Source organism: Georgenia sunbinii (assembly GCF_036421875.1).
In the GTDB taxonomy this organism is placed as follows: Bacteria; Actinomycetota; Actinomycetes; order Actinomycetales; family Actinomycetaceae; genus Georgenia_B; species Georgenia_B sunbinii.
The window spans coordinates 300563-322715 of the sequence record NZ_JAZGOL010000002.1; the positions used below are offsets into that span (position 1 = coordinate 300563).

At 73.1% G+C, this 22153-nt stretch carries 23 protein-coding genes, 1 tRNA gene and 1 riboswitch; of the genes, 21 read left to right on the forward strand and 3 right to left on the reverse strand.

The window, feature by feature from the left end:
- The first annotated feature begins 24 nt into the window (after positions 1-24).
- The 3 genes from V2J52_RS05710 (at position 25) to V2J52_RS05720 (ending at position 2807) form a co-directional block, all read left to right on the forward strand.
- Complete coding sequence (locus tag V2J52_RS05710; RefSeq protein WP_331226715.1) at positions 25-1107, forward strand: quinone oxidoreductase family protein; 1083 nt, start codon at positions 25-27, stop codon at positions 1105-1107.
- 76 nt (positions 1108-1183) lie between these two features.
- Entirely contained in the window at positions 1184-1993 is an 810-nt protein-coding gene (aroD, locus tag V2J52_RS05715; RefSeq protein ID WP_331226716.1) for a type I 3-dehydroquinate dehydratase, read from the forward strand.
- A gap of 46 nt (positions 1994-2039) precedes the next feature.
- A complete protein-coding gene (locus V2J52_RS05720; protein WP_331226717.1) occupies positions 2040-2807 on the forward strand; it encodes a variant leucine-rich repeat-containing protein in 768 nt (255 codons plus the stop codon).
- Here V2J52_RS05720 and V2J52_RS05725 read toward each other — a convergent pair.
- A complete protein-coding gene (locus V2J52_RS05725) occupies positions 2800-3246 on the reverse strand; it encodes a (deoxy)nucleoside triphosphate pyrophosphohydrolase (RefSeq protein WP_331226718.1) in 447 nt (148 codons plus the stop codon). The genes V2J52_RS05720 and V2J52_RS05725 overlap by 8 nt on opposite strands.
- 92 nt (positions 3247-3338) lie before the next feature.
- Here V2J52_RS05725 and V2J52_RS05730 point away from each other — a divergent pair, with 92 nt between their 5' ends.
- Together V2J52_RS05730 and V2J52_RS05735 are read left to right on the forward strand one after the other, a co-directional pair.
- Entirely contained in the window at positions 3339-4058 is a 720-nt protein-coding gene (locus V2J52_RS05730) for a M50 family metallopeptidase (protein ID WP_331226719.1), read from the forward strand.
- A gap of 212 nt (positions 4059-4270) precedes the next feature.
- The gene (locus tag V2J52_RS05735) at positions 4271-4789 is read left to right on the forward strand and encodes a MarR family winged helix-turn-helix transcriptional regulator (protein ID WP_331226720.1); all 519 of its coding nucleotides are present in this window, start codon (positions 4271-4273) and stop codon (positions 4787-4789) included.
- A 15-nt stretch (positions 4790-4804) separates the two neighbouring features.
- Here V2J52_RS05735 and V2J52_RS05740 read toward each other — a convergent pair whose 3' ends face one another.
- Positions 4805-5428, reverse strand: a complete 624-nt coding sequence (locus V2J52_RS05740) for a MarR family winged helix-turn-helix transcriptional regulator (protein WP_331226721.1) — start codon at positions 5426-5428, stop codon at positions 4805-4807.
- 122 nt (positions 5429-5550) lie between these two features.
- Between V2J52_RS05740 and V2J52_RS05745 the strand changes: the two genes are divergently transcribed.
- The 12 genes from V2J52_RS05745 (at position 5551) to mnhG (ending at position 16971) form a co-directional block, all read left to right on the forward strand.
- Positions 5551-6873 carry an alpha-amylase family protein gene (locus V2J52_RS05745; RefSeq protein WP_331226722.1) on the forward strand — a complete coding sequence of 441 codons (1323 nt, stop codon included), beginning with the start codon at positions 5551-5553 and terminating at the stop codon, positions 6871-6873.
- Positions 6874-6940: 67 nt separating this feature from the next.
- Positions 6941-7014: transfer RNA gene (locus V2J52_RS05750), tRNA-Gly, on the forward strand.
- Positions 7015-7144: 130 nt separating this feature from the next.
- Complete coding sequence (locus tag V2J52_RS05755) at positions 7145-7771, forward strand: nucleotidyltransferase domain-containing protein (protein WP_331226723.1); 627 nt, start codon at positions 7145-7147, stop codon at positions 7769-7771.
- A gap of 98 nt (positions 7772-7869) precedes the next feature.
- The gene (gene dcd, locus V2J52_RS05760; RefSeq protein WP_331226724.1) at positions 7870-8448 is read left to right on the forward strand and encodes a dCTP deaminase; all 579 of its coding nucleotides are present in this window, start codon (positions 7870-7872) and stop codon (positions 8446-8448) included.
- A 2-nt stretch (positions 8449-8450) separates the two neighbouring features.
- Positions 8451-9524, forward strand: a complete 1074-nt coding sequence (locus V2J52_RS05765) for a hypothetical protein (RefSeq protein ID WP_331226725.1) — start codon at positions 8451-8453, stop codon at positions 9522-9524.
- Positions 9525-9599: 75 nt separating this feature from the next.
- On the forward strand, positions 9600-10034 hold the full coding sequence (locus V2J52_RS05770; RefSeq protein ID WP_331226726.1) for a PRC-barrel domain-containing protein: 435 nt from the start codon (positions 9600-9602) through the stop codon (positions 10032-10034).
- A gap of 207 nt (positions 10035-10241) precedes the next feature.
- On the forward strand, positions 10242-13241 hold the full coding sequence (locus V2J52_RS05775) for a Na+/H+ antiporter subunit A (RefSeq protein WP_331226727.1): 3000 nt from the start codon (positions 10242-10244) through the stop codon (positions 13239-13241).
- The gene (locus V2J52_RS05780; protein ID WP_331226728.1) at positions 13238-13762 is read left to right on the forward strand and encodes a Na(+)/H(+) antiporter subunit C; all 525 of its coding nucleotides are present in this window, start codon (positions 13238-13240) and stop codon (positions 13760-13762) included. Before V2J52_RS05775 ends, V2J52_RS05780 begins: the two co-directional genes overlap by 4 nt.
- On the forward strand, positions 13759-15348 hold the full coding sequence (locus V2J52_RS05785; protein ID WP_331226729.1) for a Na+/H+ antiporter subunit D: 1590 nt from the start codon (positions 13759-13761) through the stop codon (positions 15346-15348). The genes V2J52_RS05780 and V2J52_RS05785 overlap by 4 nt, the downstream gene beginning before the upstream one ends.
- Complete coding sequence (locus V2J52_RS05790; RefSeq protein WP_331226730.1) at positions 15345-16004, forward strand: Na+/H+ antiporter subunit E; 660 nt, start codon at positions 15345-15347, stop codon at positions 16002-16004. Before V2J52_RS05785 ends, V2J52_RS05790 begins: the two co-directional genes overlap by 4 nt.
- Positions 16001-16495: an MrpF/PhaF family protein gene (locus tag V2J52_RS05795; RefSeq protein WP_331226731.1), complete on the forward strand. Its 495-nt coding sequence runs from the start codon at positions 16001-16003 to the stop codon at positions 16493-16495. Before V2J52_RS05790 ends, V2J52_RS05795 begins: the two co-directional genes overlap by 4 nt.
- Complete coding sequence (mnhG, locus tag V2J52_RS05800) at positions 16492-16971, forward strand: monovalent cation/H(+) antiporter subunit G (RefSeq protein ID WP_331226732.1); 480 nt, start codon at positions 16492-16494, stop codon at positions 16969-16971. Before V2J52_RS05795 ends, mnhG begins: the two co-directional genes overlap by 4 nt.
- Positions 16972-17001: 30 nt before the next feature.
- Here mnhG and V2J52_RS05805 read toward each other — a convergent pair whose 3' ends face one another.
- The gene (locus V2J52_RS05805; RefSeq protein ID WP_331226733.1) at positions 17002-17259 is read right to left on the reverse strand and encodes a DUF4235 domain-containing protein; all 258 of its coding nucleotides are present in this window, start codon (positions 17257-17259) and stop codon (positions 17002-17004) included.
- Positions 17260-17447: 188 nt separating this feature from the next.
- Positions 17448-17551, forward strand: a riboswitch (TPP riboswitch).
- Between the two features lie 60 nt (positions 17552-17611).
- Between V2J52_RS05805 and V2J52_RS05810 the strand changes: the two genes are divergently transcribed.
- From V2J52_RS05810 to V2J52_RS05825, 4 genes are read left to right on the forward strand one after another with little or no spacing between them, the layout of a single operon-like run.
- On the forward strand, positions 17612-18712 hold the full coding sequence (locus V2J52_RS05810) for a thiamine ABC transporter substrate-binding protein (RefSeq protein WP_331226734.1): 1101 nt from the start codon (positions 17612-17614) through the stop codon (positions 18710-18712).
- Complete coding sequence (locus V2J52_RS05815; protein ID WP_331226735.1) at positions 18712-20481, forward strand: ABC transporter permease; 1770 nt, start codon at positions 18712-18714, stop codon at positions 20479-20481. The genes V2J52_RS05810 and V2J52_RS05815 overlap by 1 nt, the downstream gene beginning before the upstream one ends.
- Positions 20475-21602, forward strand: coding sequence for an ABC transporter ATP-binding protein (locus V2J52_RS05820; protein ID WP_331226736.1), 1128 nt, complete (start codon positions 20475-20477; stop codon positions 21600-21602). Before V2J52_RS05815 ends, V2J52_RS05820 begins: the two co-directional genes overlap by 7 nt.
- Positions 21595-22146, forward strand: coding sequence for a hypothetical protein (locus V2J52_RS05825; protein ID WP_331226737.1), 552 nt, complete (start codon positions 21595-21597; stop codon positions 22144-22146). Before V2J52_RS05820 ends, V2J52_RS05825 begins: the two co-directional genes overlap by 8 nt.
- The last annotated feature ends 7 nt before the right edge of the window (positions 22147-22153 follow it).

Sequence of the window (22153 nt, forward strand, 5' to 3'; positions counted from 1 at the left end):
GTGAGTAGCAGCAAGGAGAGCCAGATGCCCAAGGTCTACGTGTTCACCGCCCCGGGCGGGCCGGAGAACCAGCAGCTCGTCGAGCGGCCGGCGCTGGTGCCCGGCGCCGGCGAGCTCGCGGTCGCGGTCCGGGCCGCCGGGGTCAATCCCGCGGACTGGAAGATCCGGGCCGGGCTGTTCGGCGCCACCAAGGTTCTGCCGGCCCCGCTGGGCCTCGAGCTGGCGGGGGTGGTCACCGCCGTCGGTCCGGGCGTCACCGGTGTCCGGATCGGTGACGCCGTGCTCGGGCCGCCCGCGCCCGGTGCTGGTGCGTTCGCCGAGCAGACCCTGGTGCGGGCCGCCGCCGTCGTGGCCAAGCCAGCCTCGATCGGCTTCGAGGCGGCGGCGACGCTGCCGATCGCCGGCACCACCGCCTATGACCTCGTCCACCAGGTGCCGCTCGGCCCCGGGCAGAGCGTGGTCGTCCTCGGTGCCGGCGGCGGTGTCGGACGGCTGGCGGTGCAGCTGGCCCGGGCACGGGGCGCCCGGGTGCTCGGAGTGGCGAGCGAGGCGAAGCGCCAGGTGGTCGAGAGCGCTGGGGCCGTTCACGTGCCGTCGGGCCCGCATGCCCCGCAGGCGGTGCGGACGCTGCTGCCCGACGGCGCCGACCTCATCGTCGACCTCGTCGGTGGAGAGGTGCTGCGCTCGCTGGGCGCGGCGCTCGCCGCGACCGGGACCGTGGTGACCGCGGCGGACCCCGGCGTGGCGGCCGAGCTCGGCGGCAGCGGCCGGCAGCACCTGGACGGGACGCTCGCCGCCGTCGCGGCCGCGGCCGCGGCCGGCGGCGTCGGACCGCTGGTTGCCGCGGCCTTCCCGCTCGACCAGGCGGGCGCGGCGCTCGCCGCGACCGGGACCGTGGTGACCGCGGCGGACCCCGGCGTGGCGGCCGAGCTCGGCGGCAGCGGCCGGCAGCACCTGGACGGGACGCTCGCCGCCGTCGCGGCCGCGGCCGCGGCCGGCGTCGTCGACCCGCTGGTGACCGCGGCCTTCCCGCTCGACCAGGCGGGCGCGGCGCTCGCGGAGGTCGAGGCTGGGCACACGGCGGGCAAGATCGTCATCGTGCCGTGAGGTGAACGGGTAGACCGGCGTCGGCGACGTCGCTATAGGGTCTCGCGAGGCAGGCATCGACCAGGGAGGTAGCAGGGTGAACGGGACCGTCCGGCTCCGGCAGGTCACTCTCGGCTCCGGGCCGGCGAAGATCGCCGCACCGCTGTGCGCGACGACGCCCGCGGACCTCCTGCGCGAGGCCGACGCCGTTGTCGCCGCCGGGGCCGACGTCGCGGAGTGGCGGATCGACTACCTCCTCGCCGCCCGCGGTCTCACCACTCCACCCAACGACCTTGTCACCGTCCTCGCCGGGCTGCGGGAGCGGCTCGGTGACATCCCGCTGCTGGCCACCGTGCGCACCGCCGCCGAGGGCGGCGAGGTCTCGCTGCGCGACGCCGAGCTCGGCGTCGTCGTTCGGGCGCTCATCGAGGCAGCTGGCGACGGCGCCGGTCACGACGCCGTCGACGTCGAGCTGGCCAGGGGCGAGGTGCTGCCCGACGCCGTGGCGCGGGCCCACGAGCTCGGCGTCGTCGTCATCGCCTCGGCGCACCACTTCGACTGCACCCCGCCGCGCGCCGAGATGCTCGCCGAGCTCACCCGGATGGCCGAGGCAGGCGCCGACGTCGCCAAGCTCGCGGTGATGGCGCACGACCCGATGGACGTGCTGGAGCTCCTCGCGGCCACGCACGAGGCGACGCAGCGACTCGCTGTGCCGGTGATCACCATGGCGATGGGTCCCGACGGTGTCGTCTCGCGGCTCGCCGGCGAGGTGTTCGGCTCGGTGCTTACCTTCGGCGCGGTCACCCGGGCGTCGGCGCCGGGGCAGGTCGACGTCGCGCGGCTGCGAGATGCCGTGGCCCTGGTCCACGAGACCGGGCATACTCCCACCGACGTGAGTGGTGGGTAACCAGGACGCGTCGCCCCACCACCCGATCCACCATGAAGGACGCACCATGACCCGCCCGGACGAGTTCACCGTCTACCAGGCGACCGACCGGGGGACACCGCCGCCGGTCCTCGAGCAGATGGCCGGGGCGCGGCCCGACCTGCGGCAGTTCGTCGCCGCGAACCCCTCGACGTCGCCGGAAGTGCTCGGCTGGCTGGGCAGCCTCGGTGACCCGGCGGTCGCGGCGGCGCTCGCCCGGCGCTCCGCCGGCTCGGCGACCGCCTGGGCGACTCCCGCGCAGCCCCAACCTCCGGCCGGTGGGCCGGCCCCGCATCCGTACGCCGCGCCCGGCGGCCCTCCGGCGCGGGCGGTCAACCTCCACGCCGCGGTCAACCCGTACGCGCCGCCGGCGGGCCAGGCCGTCGGTCCGCCCACCGGGCAGCACGGCTACGGCGCCCCGGGCCCCGCTCCCTTCGGCCAGCCGGGCGGTTACGTGCCGACGCCCGGGGACCTCGCGGCAACCGGGTACGGCTACCAGCCGCAGCCGACCGGCAACCGGAAGGGGCTCATCGCCGCGATCGTGATCGGTGCCGTCATCCTCGTCGGTGCGCTGGTGTTCGCCGCGACGAGCATCTTCTCCTCGCTGGAGACCACCACGCTGGGCGACGACCCCAGCCTCGACCTGCTGTGGGACGAGTGTGCGGGCGGTGACGCCGCCGCCTGCGACGACCTCTACTGGGAGTCCCCGCTCGGCTCGGACTACGAGGAGTTCGGTGACACCTGCGGCGACCGCCAGCCGGTCGGTACCGACCGGTGGTGCCGCGACGTCATGTAACCCGCCCGCCCGACCCGCCGGTAGACCCGTAGCGCGCCTCGAGGGCCGCGACGATCGGGACGTCCGCCGGTAGCCAGGCCAGCTCGCCCCAGCGGCCGCGCCGCAGCCAGCGCAGCTCGTCGTGATCGGCCAGCGGCGCCGGCTCACCGGCGGCGAGGACGGCCGACCACACTCGCATCGTCAACCGGTCATCGATCGGCCAGTCCCCCGCGCGGGGCCCGGTGAGGACATCGCCGAGAACGAGCCCGACGCCGAGCTCCTCGGCGATCTCCCGGTGCACCGCGGCCTCGGGCAGCTCGTCGGCTTCGACCTTGCCGCCGGGAAGCTCCCAGCGTCCGGCGAGAGCCGCGGGCGCGGAGCGTCGTGCCGCGAGCAGCCACGACGGCGTCGTGAGGTCGTCGAGGATGGCGGCGGCGACGACGAGACGGGTGCCGGGCACACCCGTCACTTTACGCAGGCTTGCCTGTTCTGGAAGAGGAAGGGCCCGCGTGCCCGGACTGGCGCGGCGCGGCGGTCGGGGAGAATGGCCCGATGAGTTCCTGGTGGCAGGAGGTGGCGCGGCGCTGGCGGACGGACGCCGCCCTCGCAGACCTCGACCTGCCCGCGGGGGCGCTGGTGGCGGCGCTCGCGCTCGGGGTGGTGGTCGTCCTGGTGCCGTCGCTCTGGCGGCTGCTGCGGGTGGCGGTGACGGTGGTCCACGAGCTCGGGCACGGCGTCGTCGGGATCCTGGTCGGCCGGTCCTTCACCGGCCTCGTCCTCCGGGCCGACATGTCCGGCCATGCGGTGACGGTCGGGCCGCAGCATGGCCCTGGCAGGGTGGTGACGACGTGGGCGGGCTACCCGGCGCCGGCCGTCGTCGGGCTCGTTCTCGTGTGGTCGGCGACGCGGGGATGGGCAGCGCCGGTGCTCGGCGGCCTCACTGTGATCCTCGTGGTGTCGCTGGTCCGCGTCCGGTCCTGGTACACCCTGCTCGTCATGCTTGCGGCGACCGGCGGCGTGGGCTGGCTGTGGTGGGCCGGCGCGCCGGCCGCGCAGGGGCTCGCGCTCGTCGCCACCGGGGTGCTGCTCACCCTGGGGGCGTGGCGGCACCTCGCGGCGGTGGTGCGGGGACCCTCGCGCGGCTCCGACCCGGGGGTGCTCGCGCGACTGACGCCGCTGCCCGCGGTGGGCTGGAACCTCAGCTTCGTCGTGGTCCTCGGCGCGGCGAGCTGGCTGGTGGCGCGGCTCCTCGCCCCGCTGGTGGTCGGCTGAGCCGGTGGCGCCGGCTGCGCCCGCCCCACCCGGCGGCGCCGGCCCCGCCCGGCGGATCGGGTAAGTTCCGTCAGCGCGGGGCTGACGGAAGTCACCCGATGTGGCGAGGCGGTAGCGGCGGCCCCGCTTCACCGACGGCTGAGCCGGCGGCGGGCATTGACGGCAAGCTCGCACTCCTCTATAGTTGAAGCCTCAACCTTGAAGGAGTGCAGATGGCTGGTGACCAACCGGGTGACCCCCGGTGGCTGTCCACGACGGAGCGAGAGAGCTGGCTGAGCATCACCGAGCTGGTCACGACCCTACCGGGCGCCCTCGACACGCGGATGCAGCAGCAGGCCGGCATCACGTTCTACGAGTACATGGTCATGGCGATGCTCTCGGAGAACGAGGAGCGCACGCTGCAGCTGAGCGATCTCGCCGAGCTCACCTCGGGCTCGCTCTCCCGGCTGTCGCACGTCCTCACTCGGCTGGAACGTCAGGGCTGGGTCGAGCGGGCGAGGTCCCCGCACAACCCGCGGGCGCGGGTCGCCACGCTGACCGACGCCGGCATGGACAAGGTGCGGGTGACGGCCCCGCTCCACGTCAATGACGTCCGGTCGCTCATCTTCGACGCGCTCGACCCCCGGCAGGTCACCGAGCTCGCCGAGATCCTCGCGCCGGTTATCGAGCGGATCCGGCCACCAGGCCAGCGGCCCCCGAGCGGGCGCGGGGTCGGGGTCGGACTGCCGTAACCGTCCTGCGGCGCGCTACGAGGCGCTCGGCGTGCCGCCGATCTGCCGCGGCTGGCGCCCCGCTCCAACAGTGAGCGAGTGGTGCAGCGCGTCGACGGTGCTGCGCGCGGTCTCCAGATCGACGTCCTCGAGCGACCCGGCGATCTTGTCGAGGAGCCGTACCCGGATCGCCTCCGACTGGCCCAGCACGGCTTGGCCGCGCGGGGTCACGTGGACGAGCGTCTGCGTCGCCTCGGCGTTCGGCTCGCTCGGGTGGTGGTGGCGGTCGAGCAGACCGTGGCGGACCAGGCCGTCGATCGTCGCGGCGGCCGCCGCATCGGCCTGGCCGGTCCGGCGCGCGACGTCACGGTGATGCTCCGCGCCGTCGGCCACCGCCAGCAGCGTGTGCAGCTCGCCCGCCCGGAGCCCGGTGAGCTCCTCGACGCCCCCGAGCACCTGGTGGCGCGCGGTCGCGAGCCGGTCGGAGCCACCCTCAAGGTCGAGGATGGTGGCGAGGTGCTCACTCGGCGCCGCGTTCCGCAGCTCCTGCCGGGCGCGAGCGACGGGGTCGACGGCAGTCAGCCACGTCGATGGCGACGCGTCGGTCGGCGCCGGGAGATGAGCAGGGTCAGGGTCTTGGGAGTGCGTGGTCACACCCATGGAACGGGCGGGAGCGCCAGGTTGTTCCGTGCCGGCGCAGCGGGGGCGACGATCGGGCATAGTGGCGGTGGGGCGACGCACCGACCCGCCGTCCCGAGGGGCACGGACGACCAGGGAGACCGATGACCGACTGGGTGCGGCACGCGATGTGGTGGCACGTCTACCCGCTGGGGTTCCTCGGGGCCGAGCCGGCGGCGCTGCCGGACGGTGCCCCACCGGAACCACGTCTGCGCCGGCTGGTCGACTGGCTCGACTACCTGCTCGACCTCGGGCTCAACGGCCTCGCCCTCGGCCCGGTGTTCGCCGCCGAGACTCACGGCTACGACACCGTCGACCACTTTCGTGTCGACCCCCGGCTCGGGACCGAGGAGGACCTTCTCGCGCTCATCGACGCCTGCCGGGCCCGTGGCGTGAGGGTCACCCTCGACGGTGTCTTCAACCATGTCGGGCGCGGGTTCCCGCGGTTCGCCGAGGTCCTGCGGGACGGTCCCGACGCGGCGTCGGCCGGCTGGTTCCGGCTCAGCTGGCCGTCGGGCGCCGGCCCGGGGGACGAGCCCGGCTACGAGAGCTTCGAGGGCCACGAGGCGCTCGTCGCGCTCGACCACGCCAACCCGGCGGTGGTGGCGCACGTCGCCGATGTCATGACGTACTGGCTGGACCGCGGGATCGACGGTTGGCGCCTCGACGCCGCGTACGCCGTCCCGGCGTCGTTCTGGGCCGAGGTGCTGCCGCGGGTACGTGCCAAGCACCCGGACGCCTACATCTTCGGCGAGGTCATCCACGGTGACTACGCCGCCTTCGTCACCGGCTCCGGGGTCGACGCGGTCACCCAGTACGAGCTGTGGAAGGCGATCTGGAGCTCGCTGAACGACGTCAACCTCCACGAGCTTGCCTGGTCGCTGACCCGGCACGCGGAGTTCCTCGAGACCTTCGTGCCGCTGACCTTCGTCGGCAACCACGACGTCACCCGGATCGCCAGCCGGCTCGAGGACCCCCGACGGCTGACGCACGCCCTGGTCGTGCTGCTGACGGTGGGCGGCACCCCGACTGTCTACGCGGGTGACGAGCAGGGCATGCGTGGCGTGAAGGAGGAGCGGGCGGGGGGCGACGACGCCGTCCGGCCCGAGTTCCCCCAGCAGCCCGGCGAGCTGGTCCCCGGCGGGTGGCAGGTCCATGCCCTCCACCGCGAGCTGCTCGCCCTTCGCCGCCGCCACCCGTGGCTGTGGGACGCCCGCCCGGAGATCCTCACGACGACGAACACCGAGCTGGTCTACCGGGTCGCCGGGCCCAGCGGCGAGAGCCTCGTCGTCGCCCTCAACATCGACGAGCAGCCGGCGCGGCTGGACGTCCCGGCAGCGACGGCGGTCGCGGCGGGTGCGGGCCGGCTCGACGGCGCGGCGGTCGAGCTCGACGGCTTCGGCTGGGCGGTTCTCACCGCCGGCTGACCGGGAGATTTTCGGTGCCGCCGCGACAGCCGGTATAGTGTCGGCTGGCAGCGCGATGCGTTGCCGCGCGGGTGTAGTTCAATGGTAGAACTTCAGCTTCCCAAGCTGATAGCGCGGGTTCGATTCCCGTCACCCGCTCCATATGAAGGCGTAGGTCAGGAGCCTGGAGGCGGCCACGCCGGGTCTGGCTGAGTCTGCTGGTGGCCGAGACGGGACTCGCGTGAGTACAAGACTGATCACGTGAGTCGCTGAGTTCTCAGGGGAAAGACGAATGGACGTGTCGAACCCGATGGCCGACGTGGTGCCGTCCGCCCACGGGCCAGTGCTCGCCGTCCTGGCGGCCACGACGACGCCACTCACCGGGCGGTCGATCGCCGAGCTGACCCGGCCGCGTGTTTCCCAGGCTCGGGCCGCGCGGATCCTCAACGAGCTCGCCGAGGCGGGGCTCGTGACCCGGGTGCCCGCTGGCTCCGCCTCGCTGTTTACTTTCAACCGTGAACACCTCGCCGCCGGCCCGGTCGAGGCGCTGGCATCCCTGCGCGTCCAGCTCTGGGAGCGGATCGCGGAGCACACGAACGGTTGGACTCACGCTCCCGACGGCGTCGTCGTCTACGGATCCGCCGCGAGGGGCGACGGTGATGTGTCCAGTGACATCGACCTTCTCGTCATCCGGCCTCCTGCCGTCGAGGAGGGGGACGAGGACTGGCACCGTGACCTGACCGACTTCGCCGACCAGGTCACTCGCTGGACCGGCAACTCATGTGAGCTGCTCGACCGTTCCGCCGACGAGCTGCTGGCGATGGCGGCGCCGGGCGAGCGCCTGCTTGCCGAGATCCGCCGGGACGGACGCGCGCTCATCGGTGCGGTCTCGCTCGTGCCGGCACCCGAGGCCGCCTGAGAACCACGGCAGTCGAGTGGGCGACCAGGATGGTCGACGCCGCGCGGGATGCCGCAGTCTCCTGACCGTCGGGCCGCGCGATGAGGCACAATCGGCTCGTGCTGCTCTCCGACCGCGACATCCGCGCCCAGATCGACGCCGGCCGCGTCACCCTCGAGCCCTACGACCCCGCGATGATCCAGCCCGCGAGCATCGATGTCCGGCTCGACCGGTGGTTCCGGCTGTTCGACAACCACCGCTACCCGGTGATCGACCCGGCGCAGGACCAGTCCGAGCTCACCCGGCTCGTCGAGGTGCCGGCCGATGAACCGTTCGTCCTCCACCCCGGCGAGTTCGCGCTCGGTGCCACTCACGAGCTGGTCACGCTGCCCGACGACGTCGCCGCCCGGCTCGAGGGGAAGTCCTCGCTGGGACGTCTGGGCCTGCTCACCCACTCGACGGCCGGCTTCATCGACCCGGGCTTCACCGGGCACGTGACGCTCGAGCTGTCGAACACCGCGACGCTGCCGATCACGCTGTGGCCCGGGATGAAGATCGGTCAGCTGTGCTTCTTCCAGCTCTCCAGCCCGGCGGAGCACCCCTACGGCTCCGGCGCGCAGGGGTCGCGCTACCAGGGCCAGCGTGGCCCCACCGCGTCCCGATCGCACCTGAGCTTCAGCAAGATCTCGGTCGGGTAGCCATGGCCGAGGATCGCCTGCCGCTGCTGGACCGCACGCTCGCCGAGCCGCGCCACCTGCTCGTACTGCCGGGGGCGGTGACTCCCGACGAGGTCGAGGCGCTCGCTGCCTCCCACTTCGACGACGCCGGCTGGACCGGCCCCTCGTCGCTCCGGGTCACCGGCGCCGCCCAGCTCACCGGTCCGTGGCAGCTGGACGACGCGCTGCGCACCGCGCTCGACCTGCCGCGATGGGCGGTGCTGGCGATGCTGCTGCGCTGCCCCATCGAACGGTCCGGGCCGGTGCCACGCGAGCTGCTCGGCCTCGGCGGGCTGCTCGACGCCTTCCCCGACGGCGAGCCGGTTGGGCTCGAGGGCCGGGTGCTGCGCCACCTCCTCGCGCAGGCGCGCCGGCTCGGCGGGGCGGTCCGGCTGGCGGGAACCGGCACGGTGCTCGTGCCCGACCCGGCCACCGCGGTCGACCTCACCGTGCACAGCACCGTGTGGCTCGACCCGGACGCCTGCGCGCAGGTGCTGGCGCCCCAGCTGCCGACCCTGCGGCTGCCCCACGACGAGGCCCCGCTCGACGGCGCGACACAGCCCGCCGGTGCCGAGGCGTCCGTCGGCCCCGCGGCGCACCGGCCGCCGCCGGGCGCGTTGGACGAGAACGAGCGGGCCTGGCTGCACGCCGAGGCCGACGCGCTCGACCGTGCGGTGCTCGCCCAGCCGCAGGTGCTCGACGGCTACGCACTCGTCGGGGCGCCGCGCCGCGACGGTGCGCTCGCCGCAGGCGACAGCGCCGACGGTGACCTCATCGAGATCGGCGTGTCCGGGGACGTCCCGCCGGAGCCCGCGCTGCGGGCCATGCCGTGGGCGCGCAACGGCGTCGTCACCTACGAGGTGCGGTGGCGGCCCGCCGATCCCGAGACCGCCCTCGGCCCGCGGCCCCCGCTGGCCGGCCGCCGCCGGCGGACCGCCGCCCGGCTGCTGGTGGAACGGCTCACCGCGCTGCTGCACGGTGCCGTCGGTGGCGAGGTCGTCGACGACGACGGCTTCCTCGTCGCCGTCGGGTCCCTCGCCGATGGACGGGACGAGTGAGCCGCCGACTCGCACGGACGCTCGACCGCGCCTACCGTTATCAGAAAGTTATCTGAGGGGAGAGGCGCAGCGATGGTGAGCGAGAACGAGGTCCGCGAGCTGCTCGAGGCGGGCGGCGTCGTCCGCGGTCCTGACGGCGAGCGGATCGGCAAGGTCGGTGACGTCTACCTCGACAACGCCGGCGGCCGTCCGGCGTGGGTGACCGTCCGCACCGGGCTGCTCGGTACCGGCGAGCACTTCGTCCCGCTCGACGGTGCCACCATCGCCGACGCCGCGCTGCGTGTCCCGTTCGACAAGCTCACCGTCCTCGCCGCACCCAGCGTGGCGGCCGACGCGCTCCTCAGCCCCCACGACGAGGTCGAGCTGTACTCGCACTACGGGCTGGCGGTCCGTGCCCCGGGCGAGCCGGAGGCCCCGGGCCTCGGTTCGCCGCCGCCGGCCGACGTTCTTCCGCCAGGGCTGGCCGAGTACCCGGACGGTGCCCCGGTCGAGGCCACTCGCGCGACCTGACCGTCGCTCCTCCTCCGGTGACGGCTCCCGGAGAGGGTGGTGTGATTGAACGCACCAGCGGTCATGAGGCAACGGAGACTTGTTAGACTTTCGAGCAGTCCCGTTCTCAGGCCTGTCCCCTCGTGGTGAGTTGATGGCGGGCATCGGCCGCGAGATCTCGCGGATGACCCACGACTCGACCGCCGAACTCAAGACCGGGAGCCGCGAGTGCTGCAGCTGTTGATCCTCCACCTCGTGGTGGCAGTGATCGCGCCAGCATGCATGAAGCGGTGGGGCCGCAGGTTCTTCCTCGTCCTCGCCCTTGCCCCGGCGTCCGCCGCGGTGTGGGCCGCCACGAAGACCTCGGCGGTGCTCGCCGGCGACCACCCCGTCGTCGACGTCTCGTGGGTGCCGTCGCTGGGGATGAACCTCACCTTCCGGCTCGACACGCTGTCCTGGCTGATGGTGCTCATCGTCGGCGGTATCGGGGCGCTCGTGCTCGTCTACTGCGCGAGCTACTTCGCGGCCTCCGCGACGGGGCTCGGGCGGTTCGCCGGGGTGTTCATCGCCTTCGCGGGCACGATGCTCGGGCTCGTCACGACGGACAACACGCTGCTGCTCTACGTCTTCTGGGAACTGACGACCGTCACCTCCTTCCTGCTCATCGGGCACTACCACGATCGGCGCAACTCCCGGCGGGCCGCCCTCCAAGCGCTGATCCTCACCACGCTCGGCGGCCTGGCGATGCTCGCCGGCCTCGTCGCGCTCGGCGAGGTCGAGGGCGGCAGCTACGCGATGAGCGAGCTCATCGCCAACCCGCCCACCGGCGGCATCGTCCCCGTCGCGATCGCCCTCGTGCTGCTGGGCGCGGTGACGAAGTCGGCGATGCTCCCCTTCCACTTCTGGCTGCCGGCCGCGATGGCCGCCCCGACCCCGGTCAGCGCCTACCTGCACGCCGCTGCCATGGTCAAGGCCGGTGTCTACCTCGTCGCCCGGTTCGCCCCCGGCTTCAGCGACCTGGCGCTGTGGCGCTGGAGCATCCTCGTCCTCGGTGGCGGCACGCTGCTGCTCGGCGGCTACCGGGCGCTGCGGCAGCACGACCTCAAGCTGCTCCTCGCCTTCGGCACGGTCAGCCAGCTCGGCCTCATCATCCTGCTCGTCGGTTTCGGCACCCAGGCCGTCGCCCTCGCCGGCGTCGCGATGATCGCCTCCCACGCGCTGTTCAAGGCCTGCCTGTTCCTCTGCGTCGGCACCATCGACTGGTCCGTCGGCAGCCGCGACCTCCGTGAGCTCAGCGGGCTCGCCCGACGGATGCCGATGACCGCGGTGTCCGCCGGCGTGGCCACCGCCTCGATGGTGGGACTGCCGCCGCTCGTCGGCTACGTCGCCAAGGAGGGGGCGCTCGAGGGACTGCTCGCGGAGTCGGATGGCATGGCGACCGCGGCGCTCGTGCTCGTCGTCGTCGGCTCGATCCTCACCTTCGCCTACGGCCTGCGCTTCATGTGGGGCGCCTTCGCCAGCAAGCCCGGCGTGGCCGAGCCGCCGTCGCAGCGCACCTCGCGCCTCATCGTCGCGCCGAGCGCGGTGCTGGCCGCGGCGAGCCTCGTCGTGGGTCTCGTCCCGGCGTCGCTGGAGCACGTGCTCGCCCCGTTCGCCGAGACCTTCCCTGGGGAGCCCGGCCACCTGACGCTGTGGGGCGGCTTCGGCACCCCGGTCGTCCTCACCCTGCTCATCATCTGCGTCGGCCTGCTGCTCTTCGCCGCCCGCACCCGGGTCGAGCGGCTGCAGGACGCCTTCTGGGAGACCGACGGTGCCGAGGGCGCCTACCGCAAGACCATCCGTGGCCTCGAGCACCTCGCGGCCGACGTCACCGCCTTCACCCAGCGCGGCTCGCTGCCTAACTACCTCTCGACCATCCTGTTCGTCACCGTCGCGCTCGGCGGCGGGGCAGCCCTCGGCTACGCCACGCTGCCCGACTCGGTGCGGTTGTGGGACAGCCGGGTGCAGCTCGCCGTCGTCGTCGTCATCGCGATCGCGGCGTTCCTCACCGCTCGTGCCCGCCGCCGGCTCAAGGCGGTGCTGCTGCTCGGCGTCAGCGGCTACGGGGTGGCGCTGCTCTACGAGCTCCACGGCGCACCGGACCTCGCGCTCACCCAGGTGCTCGTCGAGACGATCACGCTGGTGGTGTTCATCCTCGTGCTGCGCCGGCTGCCGGCGTACTTCTCCAACCGTCCGCTGGCGGTCTCCCGCTGGTGGCGCGCTGGCCTCGGCGTCATCACCGGGCTGACGATGGCCGGCCTCAGCCTCGTCGCATCCGGCAGCCGGGTCCACACCCCGGTGTCGGCGGATTTCGCGCGGGAGGCCTACGAGTACGGGTACGGCAAGAACATCGTCAACGTCACGCTCGTCGACATCCGCGCCTGGGACACCATGGGCGAGCTCTCGGTGCTGCTCGCCGCGGCGACCGGCATCGCGTCGCTGATCTTCCTACGCTCCCGGTCCGGCAAGATCGACCGCGCCGGCCGGCTGGCGGAGGCCAAGGCCAAGCACGAGGTCTGGCCGTCACCGGTACCCGACCGGGCCGCCGCGCTGCGCCGCGCGAGGCCTGCCGAGGTGCCGGAGACGCTGCGCGCCCCGGGCCGTAACCGGGAGTGGCTCAGCGGCGGCAGCACGCTCTCGCCGCAGCGCCGATCGGTGATCTTCGAGGTCGGCACCCGGATGGTGTTCCACACCATGCTGGTCTTCTCGGTGTTCCTGCTGCTCGCCGGGCACAACGCCCCGGGCGGCGGCTTCGCCGGTGGCCTCATCGCCGGGATCGCGCTGACCGTGCGCTACCTCGCCGGCGGGCGCTACGAGCTCGGCGAGGCCGCGCCGGTGCAGGCCGGCTGGTTGCTCGGCGCCGGGATGTTCATCGCCGCCGCGGCCGGCGCGCTGCCGCTGGCGTTCGGCGGCGACGTCCTGCAGTCCATCGCCATCGACGTGGACCTGGGCATCTACGGCGAGCTCCACCTGGTCACCACGCTGTTCTTCGACGTCGGGGTGTACCTCGTCGTCGTCGGCCTCGTGCTGGACATCCTGCGGACGCTCGGCGCCGAGGTCGACCGGCAGGGTGAGCTCGAGGGCAGCGTCGCGCCCGACGTCGCCTACGACTCGCCGACGGTCGCGGCCGACGACGCCGCGCCCGAGGCAGCCCCAGTGCCGAGCCCGTCAACCGGGGGCCGACGATGATCGATACCTCTCCCAGCCTCGCGCTGGTCCTGCTCGTCGCAGTGCTCGTCGGCACCGGCGTCTACCTGCTGCTCGAGCGCAGCCTCACCCGGATCATCGTCGGCATCGCGCTCATCTCCAACGGCGTCAACGTCATGTTCCTCATCGCCGGTGGTCGCGCCGGCGGGCCGCCGCTCGTGGGGTCCACCGACCCGGCGGAGATGAGCGACCCGCTGCCGCAGGCCATGGTGCTCACCGCCATCGTCATCACCCTCGGGCTCACCGCGTTCCTCCTCTCGCTGGCGTACCGGTCGTGGCAGCTCCACGGGCACGACGAGGTCCAGGACGACCTCGAGGACCGCCGGATCGCCCGCCGGGCCGAGCGCAACGAGCTGTCGGAGCGGAGCACGGACGACGCCGGGAGCACGCTGGCCGAGGATGCCGCCAAGACCCGCGACGAGACCGCCACCTCGAGCGACCACGCCCCGACGGGCCACCACCCGCCCGCCATCAGCAGCGACGACGGAGAGGAGCTGCGGTGAACGCACTCGTCCCACTGCCGGTCCTCATCCCGCTGCTGGCCGCCGGCATCGCGCTCGCCCTGGCACGGTTCCCCCGCGCCCAGCGCCTCGTCACGCTCGGTGCGCTCACCAGCGTGCTGGGGATCGCGATCGTCCTGCTCGTCGCCGTCAACGACGGCCCCCTCGCGGTGGACATCGGCGGCTGGGCGGCGCCGGTGGGGATCGCGCTGGTCGCCGACCGGCTGTCGGCGATCATGCTGGTCGTCTCGGTGGCCGTCACCCTCGGCGTCCTCGTGTACTCGCTGGCGCAGGGCAACGCCGACGGTGACGACGGCGCCCCGGTGGCGATCTACCACCCCACCTACCTCATCCTGTCCGCCGGCGTGTCCAACGCGTTCCTCACCGGGGACCTCTTCAACCTCTACGTGGGCTTCGAGATCCTCCTCGTGTCCAGCTTCGTGCTCATCACCCTCGGCGGCTCACGGGAGCGGGTCCGCTCGGGCACCGTCTACATCGTCGTGTCGATCCTGTCCTCGGTGGTGTTCCTCGCGGCGATCGCGCTGGTCTACGCGGCGACCGGCACCGTCAACCTCGCTCAGCTGTCCATCCGGCTCGCCGAGATCGATCCGGGCACCGCGCTGGTGCTCCAGCTGATGCTGCTCGTCGCCTTCGGCATCAAGGCCGCGGTGTTCCCGCTGCACGCCTGGCTGCCGGACTCCTACCCGACCGCCCCCGCACCGGTCACCGCGGTGTTCGCCGGGCTGCTGACGAAGGTCGGGGTGTACGCGATCATCCGCACCCAGACCCTGCTGTTCCCCGACGGCAGGCTGGACAACCTGCTCCTCGTCGTCGCGCTGGTGACGATGATCGTCGGCATCCTCGGCGCTGTCGCGCAGCAGGACATCAAACGGCTGCTGTCCTTCACCCTCGTGAGCCACATCGGCTACATGATCTGGGGGGTGGCGATGTCGAGCGCCGCCGGGCTCTCCTCGGCGATCTTCTACGTGGTCCACCACATCACCGTGCAGACCGCGCTGTTCCTCATTGCAGGCCTCATCGAGCGCCGCGGCGGTACGACGTCGCTCGCCAAGCTCGGCTCGCTGGCGCGCCTCTCCCCGGTGCTCGCGATCCTCTACTTCATCCCGGCGATGAACCTCGCCGGGATCCCGCCGATGTCCGGCTTCCTCGGCAAGGTCGGCCTCATCGAGGCCGGCGTTAACGAGGGCGGCCCGCTGGCGTGGACGCTCATCGCCGGCTCGCTGGTCACCAGCCTCCTGACGCTCTACGCGGTGACCAAGGCCTGGAACCAGGCGTTCTGGCAGGAAGCGCCCGAGCCGCTGCCGGACTCCCCGATCCCGCGCTCGATGCTCCAGCCGGCCGCCGCGCTCGTCGTCATGTCGCTCGCGTTCACCGTCGTCGCCGGCCCGCTGCAGGAGTACACCGACCGGGCCGCTCGCGACCTGCGGGCGCAGAGCCCGTACGTCACCGCGGTGCTGCCAGACGGGGTCCGTGGCACCGGGCAGTCGCCCGAGGTCACCGAGGACGCCGAGCGGGACCACGGCACCGGCGACGTCGATGACGCGCCGGAGACGAGGGAGCTGCCGTGAAGCACACCTCGATGGACTTCCCGCGCGCCCCGCAGCGCCGCCGCCGGCTCGCCGCCAGCTGGGGGCTGCTGCTGTGGCTCACCGTCGTGTGGGTCTTCCTCTGGGGCGAGGTCACGGTGGCCAACGTCGTCAACGGCGTCATCGTCGCGATCGTCGTCACCAGCGTGCTCGCCCTGCCGGCCACCGACTTCAACGGCAGCTTCCGGCCGCTGGGCGTGATCATCTTCGTCAGCCGTTTCGTGTGGGACGTCGTCCGCGCCTCGCTGGACGTCACCCGCATCGTGGTCCGCAAGGAACCGCCGCACGGTGCCGTCATCCGGGTGCGGCTGCGCAGCCACTCCGACTTCTACCTCACGATGACCTCCGGGCTGACCGCGCTGGTGCCGGGGTCCGTCGTCGTCGAGGCGCACCGGGTCACCGGGACGATCTACGTCCACGTGCTCGACGTCGAGATGCACGGCGGGCTGGAGCAGGCCCACCTGTCGGTGCTGGAGCAGGAGGAGCGGGTGCTGCGCGCCTTCGGCTCGCGCGAGGAGCTGCTCGACGCCGGGCTGGTGCCCGGCAGCACCTCCCGTGCCGGGTACCTGGTCTCCCGCAGCGGGCAGCGGATCCAGGACGACGTCGTCGCACGCCGGGACACCGAGGAGCGCCGATGAGCGTCATCTACACGCTGTGCTTCGTCCTGCTGCTCATCGCGGCGATCCTCGCGCTCGTCCGCCTCGAGCGCGGCCCGAGCATGTTCGACCGCATCTTCGCCCTCGACCTGATCACCGCGACCGTCCTCGGCACCATCGCGGTGATGGCCGCGATCACGCGCCGCGCCGACCTCATCCCGGTGCTCATCGTCCTCACCCTCGTCGGCTTCGTCGGCTCGGTGTCGATCGCACGGTTCGCGGTGCTCGAGTCCGCCGACGAGGCGCGGATCCTCACCAAGGACGAGCTGCGGCAGATCCTCGCCGAGCGCGAGGCGGCGGCTGACGATGACGATGACGATGACGATGACGATGACGACGCGCCGGCGGTGCACGACGTGGACGAGGACGGCGTCGTCATCGCGGTGCTGGACCCCGCCAAGGACCCGGGGGTGTCCGGCCCGCGGCAGCGGGGCCGGGTGGCCGACGCCGACGAACGAGGTGGTGAGCGATGACCGCGGTTGAGGTCGCCGACCTCGTCGGCGCCGTCTTCCTGCTGCTGGGCTCGATGCTCGCGGTCGTCGCGGGTCTCGGCGCGCTGCGGCTGCCGGACCTGGTGTCACGGATGCACGCGGCGACCAAGCCGCAGGTCTTCGGCCTCATGCTGCTGATGACCGGGCTGGCGCTGACGCTGCGCAGCCTGGCGATGACCTTTGCGCTCGTGCTCGTGGTCGCGTTCCAGCTGGTCACCGCACCCATCTCGGCGCACATGCTCAGCCGGGCCGGCTACCGGACCGGCAAGGTGGATGCTGAGCTCATGGTGGTCGACGAGCTCACCGAGGACCTCGAGCGGGCCGACAAGCTCGACGAGCTCGACCGGCTCGAGGCCGAACGTGCCGAGCAGGAGGCCGAGCGCCGGGAGCGCGCGGAGCGCACCGACCCGGAGTCCGCTGCCCGGGAGCCGGGCGACGAGGACGACGGGACGCGCTGACCACGGTCAGTCAGCGCGGCACCGCGACCGTCAGGGCTTCTGCTCGATCGGACCGCCGTACCACTTGGCCGCGCCGGCCTGGGCGAGCTGCCGGCTGATCCCGATGATCGCGCCGCTGACGGCGGCGAAGATGACGATCTCGACGAGGCTGATGGACGGGTCGTTCGGGTCGTCGCCCGGAGGCTCGTGACCGGTGACGGCCTTCCAGCCGATGTCGAGCACCTTGTTGGCGACCAGCCCGGCAACAACTGCCGAGCCGGCACTGACGATCTTCCAGCCGATGTCCATGCTTCTCCGTCCGCGTGCGTGAATGACTCGCCCCAAACTATCGGCCACCGCCCCCCGGCGCACCACCCACCCCCCTCTCAGCCCTCTCTCAGCCCCCTCACCCACCCCCTCTCGCCGACAGCGGGATTGTCCACGCGCCGCCTGCCTCGAGCCGGGCCGCACTCGCGCGGCCCCGGGGTTAGGATGGCCTGGAACGACAGGGGAGCACCGAGAGGTGCTGAGAGTGCGGCAGACCGCAGACCCTCGAACCTGCCCGGCTAGCACCGGCGAAGGAAGTCGGGATTCTCTCCCCGTGCCCCACCGACCACCGGTGGGCGCGGCCCCTCCTTGATCCTGAGGAGGACACCGAATGATGACCAACCACCACCACCCGAGCGGCCGGACTGCCGGCAGCCGGCGGCTGCTCGGCGCCACCGCCACCGCCACCGCTGCCGCGCTGCTGGTCGCCGGCGGCTGCAGCGTCCTCGGCAGCGGGGACGGCGGGTCGAGCAACGACCCTGCCACCGACGGCGGCTCGGCCACCGACTCCGGTGGCGAGCTCACCGTCGTGACCCACGACTCGTTCAACCTCAGCGAGGGGCTGATCGCCTCGTTCGAGGAAGCCACCGGCTACCGGGTCACCCAGGTGGCGCCGGGCGACGGCGGTGCGCTGGTCAACCAGCTCATCCTCACCGCCGACAACCCGCTGGGTGACGTCGTCTACGGCATCGACAACTCCTTCGCCGCCCGGGCGCTGGACGCCGGCGTGCTCGCGCCCTACGAGCCGGCCGGCGCGCCGGCCGAGGGCTATGAGGGCGCTCTCACCGCGATCGACTTCGGTGACGTCTGCATCAACATCGACCACGAGTGGTTCGCCGACCATGGCATCGAGGAGCCGGCGACCCTCGAGGACCTCACCGACCCCCAGTACGCCGACCTGCTCGTCGTCACCAACCCCGCGACCTCCTCGCCCGGCCTGTCCTTCCTGCTCGCCACCGTCGGTGCCTTCGGGGACGACGGCTGGCAGCAGTACTGGCAGGACCTGACCGCCAACGGCGTGCGGGTCACCGAGGGCTGGTCCGACGCCTACTACGTCGACTTCTCCGGCTCCGAGGGTGCCGGGCCCCGGCCGCTCGTGCTGTCCTACTCCTCCTCACCGGCCGCGGAAGAGCCCGGCCGCACCGGTGCGCTGCTCGACACCTGCTTCCGGCAGACGGAGTACGCCGGGGTCCTCGCCGGCGCGCAGAACCCTGAGGGGGCGGAGGCGTTCATCGACTTCCTCCTCTCGCCCGAGGTGCAGGAGGACATCCCCGGCCAGATGTACATGTACCCCGCCGACCCGGACGCCACCCTGCCCGTGGAGTGGGCTGAGCACGCTCCGGTGAGCGAGAACCCGCACGGGGTCGACCCCGCGGACATCGCCGCCGGGCGCGACGAGTGGATCCGGACGTGGACCGAGATCGTCATCGGCTGATGACCCGAGTCCTGGCCGAGGCGGACCCGGCGGCGTCGGCCGCCCGCCCGGCACCGGTCGACGGCGGCGCGCGGTGGGCGCCGCGCCGCCGTCGCCCGTCGGTGACGGCGGCGCTCGGCTGGTCGTTGGCCGCCGGGTTGCCGCTGGCCTTCCTCGGGGTGTTCTTCCTGTGGCCGGTGCTGACGATGGCCGGCCGCGGCCTGGTCGACGGCGGGGCGCTGGACCTCACCGGCGCCGCCGAGGTGCTGTCGCGACCCCGGACCTGGCGCATCCTCGGCACCACGGTGGCGCAGTCCGTCGCCGGCACCGTGGTGTCGCTGCTGCTCGGGCTGCCCGGCGCGTACGTGCTCTACCGGCGCCGGTTCCGCGGCCGGCGCGTGCTGCGCGGCTTCATCACGGTGCCGTTCGTGCTGCCGACCGTCGTCGTCGGAGTGGCGTTCCGATCACTGCTCGTCGAGACCGGACCGCTCGGCTTCCTCGGCCTCGACGGCAGCTTCGCCGCGATCGTCGCCGCGCTGGTGTTCTTCAACTACTCCGTGGTGGTACGGACCGTCGGCGGGATGTGGGAACGGCTCGACCCCCGTGCCGAGGAGGCAGCCCGCAGCCTGGGCGCGTCGCCGTGGACCGCGTTCCGTACCGTCACGCTGCCGGCGCTGGCGCCGGCGATCGCCTCGGCCGCCGCTGTCGTCTTCCTGTTCTGCGCGACCTCCTTCGGGATCGTCCTCACCCTCGGCGGGATCCGGTACGGCACCATCGAGACCGAGATCTGGATCCAGACCACCCAGTTCCTCGACCTGCGGGCCGCGGCAGTGCTGTCGATCGTCCAGCTCGCCGTCGTCGGCCTCGCGCTGTGGCTGGCCGCCCGGACCCGCCGCCGTCAGGAGCGGGCCCTGGAGCTGCGCACCGACGCCGCCGCTGTCGGCCGGCTCCGGCTGCGCGGGACGGCGAGTGGGCCGGGACCGGACGCCGGACCGGCGCTGGTGACCGCCGTCGTCGTGCTCGGTCTGCTCGCGCTGCCGCTGGCCCACCTGTTCGTCGGGTCGCTGCGCACGCCGGACGGCTGGGGGCTGGGCAACTACCTGCGGCTGGGCACCACCGGCGGGACGAACGCGCTCACCGTCACGGTGTGGGAGGCGGCCGCGAACTCGCTGCGGATCGCCGTCGACGCCACCGTGATGGCGGTGGTCGTCGGCACCCTGGTGGCGGTCGTGGTCTCGCGGCGGCCCCGCACCCGCGCCGGTCGGCGTGGTCTCGCGGTGCTCGACACCGTCTTCATGCTCCCGCTGGGGGTCTCGGCGGTGACGGTCGGCTTCGGCTTCCTCATCACCCTCGACTCCCCGCCGCTGGACCTGCGCAGCTCGGCGATCATCGTGCCGATCGCGCAGGCGGTGGTCGCGGTGCCGATCGTCGTGCGGACGGTGCTGCCGGTGCTGCGGGCCATCGACCCGCGGTTGCGAGAGGTGGCGGGGGTGCTGGGTGCCTCGCCGTGGCGGGTGCTGCTGACCGTGGACGGGCCCTTCCTCGTGCGGGGCTTCGGGCTGGCGGTGGGCTTCGCGTTCGCCGTCTCGTTGGGCGAGTTCGGCGCGACGTCGTTCCTCGCCCGGCCGGAGAGCCCGACGCTTCCGGTGGTCATCTTCCGGCTCATCGGCCGGCCCGGCGCAGAGAACTACGGCATGGCGCTCGCGGCGTCGGTGGTGCTGGCGGCGCTGACCGCGACGGTGATGATGGTGGCTGAGCGGTTGCGGGGGGACAGGATGGGGGCATGGTGAGCGGGCTGCAGGTCCGGGGCGCGGTCGTCCGGTACGAGGACGGCCCGACGGCGGTCGACGGCGTCTCGCTCGATGTCCCGGCCGGCGAGGTGCTCGCCCTGCTCGGGCCGTCCGGGTGCGGCAAGTCCTCGCTGCTGCGCGCCGTCGCCGGGCTGGAGCCGCTGCGCGCCGGCGAGCTGCGGTGGGCGGGGGAGCGCATCGACGCGCTGCCGGTGCACGAGCGCGGCTTCGGGCTGATGTTCCAGGACGGCCAGCTCTTCCCGCACCGCGACGTCGCCGGCAACATCGGCTACGGGCTGGTGATGGCCGGCGTACCGCGGCGGGAGCGCGCCGAGCGGGTCGACCAGCTGCTCGACCTCGTCGGGCTCGCCGGCTACGGCCCGCGAGAGATCGCCACTCTCTCCGGCGGGCAGCGGCAGCGCGTCGCGCTGGCCCGGGCGCTGGCACCGCGACCCCGGTTGTTGCTGCTGGACGAGCCGCTCTCGGCGCTCGACCGAGGGCTGCGCGAGCACCTCGCCGGCGAGCTGCGCGACATCCTGCTCGCTGCCGGTGCCACCGCGATCTACGTGACGCACGACCAGGACGAGGCGTTCACCGTCGCGAGCCGGGTGGCGGTGATGGCCGGCGGCCGGCTGCTGCAGGTCGACACCCCCGACCGGCTCTGGCGGACCCCGGTGAGTGAGCAGGTGGCTCGGTTCCTCGGGTACGGCCCGGTGCTCGACGGCGTGCTCGAGGCCGCCGGAACCGGGGCCGTGGTCCGGACCGAGGTCGGCACGGTGGTGGCCGGGGATGGCGCCCGGTCCGTACCGTCCGCCGGCGCGCGGTCCGCGTCACCGGCCACGGTGAGGGTCGCGCTCGGTCCGCGAGGGCTCGTGCCCGCCGGCACCACCGGTGCTCGGCTGCCGGTCACCGGCTGGCGGCTGCGCCGCGGCGACCTCGAGGTCGACGTCGAGCTGCCCGGCGAGGAGAACGCGACGATGCTGCTGCCCGGCGGGCCCGACGTCCTCGTGCCGGAGTCGGTCACCGTGCGCCTCGACCCGGCCGGCGTCGTGCTGCTGCCCGCGGCGACCGGTGCCGAGGCCGGGGGCACCGGCGTCCGGGAGGCGATCGGCCATGAATGAGCCGCTGCTGCTGCTCATGCTGCTGGTCATCATCGTGCTGCCGGCGGTGCTGATCGCACGCACGGGGCGGCGGCTCGGGCAGGGCACCCGGCTGCGCCAGCAGCTGGGGATGTGGGCCGAGATCCGCGGCTGGCGGCTGCTCGGACCCGATGAGCAGCCGATCGGCCGCTGGCAGGTGTGGCCCTTCACGGCCGCGGAGCGGGAGGTCGGCGAGGCGATCGCCGGTGTCCACCGGGGCCGGGCGGCGACATCGTGCCGGCTGGACGTCACCGACGGGCCGCGGCTGGGCACCTTCCACGTGCTCACCGTGGCGCTGGACCGGCCGGGACGCCCCCGCACCCTACTGACTGACGGCGCCGTCGTCGAGAGCAACGACGCCGGCGACGTCACCGGCGTGCGTGCCGAGCGCCTCGCCGCGGTCGTGGCGCGGCACCCGGCGATGTCGGTCCGGCTCGAGCGGGACGTCGTCGTCGGCTGGCTCCCCGGACCGCCGCTGCTCAGCGAGCTCGACGCCTACCTCGACGCCCTCGCCGACATCGCCTGACCTCGGC

What these genes read in the sequence shown, in the direction of transcription:
- V2J52_RS05710 (WP_331226715.1), top strand. Translation starts at nt 25, where the DNA reads ATGCCCAAGGTCTACGTGTTCACCGCCCCGGGCGGGCCGGAGAACCAG.
- V2J52_RS05720 (WP_331226717.1), top strand. Translation starts at nt 2,040, where the DNA reads ATGACCCGCCCGGACGAGTTCACCGTCTACCAGGCGACCGACCGGGGG.
- V2J52_RS05730 (WP_331226719.1), top strand. Translation starts at nt 3,339, where the DNA reads ATGAGTTCCTGGTGGCAGGAGGTGGCGCGGCGCTGGCGGACGGACGCC.
- V2J52_RS05735 (WP_331226720.1), top strand. Translation starts at nt 4,271, where the DNA reads ATGGCTGGTGACCAACCGGGTGACCCCCGGTGGCTGTCCACGACGGAG.
- V2J52_RS05740 (WP_331226721.1), bottom strand. Translation starts at nt 5,428, where the DNA reads ATGGGTGTGACCACGCACTCCCAAGACCCTGACCCTGCTCATCTCCCG.
- V2J52_RS05745 (WP_331226722.1), top strand. Translation starts at nt 5,551, where the DNA reads ATGACCGACTGGGTGCGGCACGCGATGTGGTGGCACGTCTACCCGCTG.
- V2J52_RS05755 (WP_331226723.1), top strand. Translation starts at nt 7,145, where the DNA reads ATGGACGTGTCGAACCCGATGGCCGACGTGGTGCCGTCCGCCCACGGG.
- V2J52_RS05765 (WP_331226725.1), top strand. Translation starts at nt 8,451, where the DNA reads ATGGCCGAGGATCGCCTGCCGCTGCTGGACCGCACGCTCGCCGAGCCG.
- V2J52_RS05780 (WP_331226728.1), top strand. Translation starts at nt 13,238, where the DNA reads ATGATCGATACCTCTCCCAGCCTCGCGCTGGTCCTGCTCGTCGCAGTG.
- V2J52_RS05795 (WP_331226731.1), top strand. Translation starts at nt 16,001, where the DNA reads ATGAGCGTCATCTACACGCTGTGCTTCGTCCTGCTGCTCATCGCGGCG.
- mnhG (WP_331226732.1), top strand. Translation starts at nt 16,492, where the DNA reads ATGACCGCGGTTGAGGTCGCCGACCTCGTCGGCGCCGTCTTCCTGCTG.
- V2J52_RS05805 (WP_331226733.1), bottom strand. Translation starts at nt 17,259, where the DNA reads ATGGACATCGGCTGGAAGATCGTCAGTGCCGGCTCGGCAGTTGTTGCC.
- V2J52_RS05810 (WP_331226734.1), top strand. Translation starts at nt 17,612, where the DNA reads ATGACCAACCACCACCACCCGAGCGGCCGGACTGCCGGCAGCCGGCGG.
- V2J52_RS05815 (WP_331226735.1), top strand. Translation starts at nt 18,712, where the DNA reads ATGACCCGAGTCCTGGCCGAGGCGGACCCGGCGGCGTCGGCCGCCCGC.
- V2J52_RS05820 (WP_331226736.1), top strand. Translation starts at nt 20,475, where the DNA reads ATGGTGAGCGGGCTGCAGGTCCGGGGCGCGGTCGTCCGGTACGAGGAC.
- V2J52_RS05825 (WP_331226737.1), top strand. Translation starts at nt 21,595, where the DNA reads ATGAATGAGCCGCTGCTGCTGCTCATGCTGCTGGTCATCATCGTGCTG.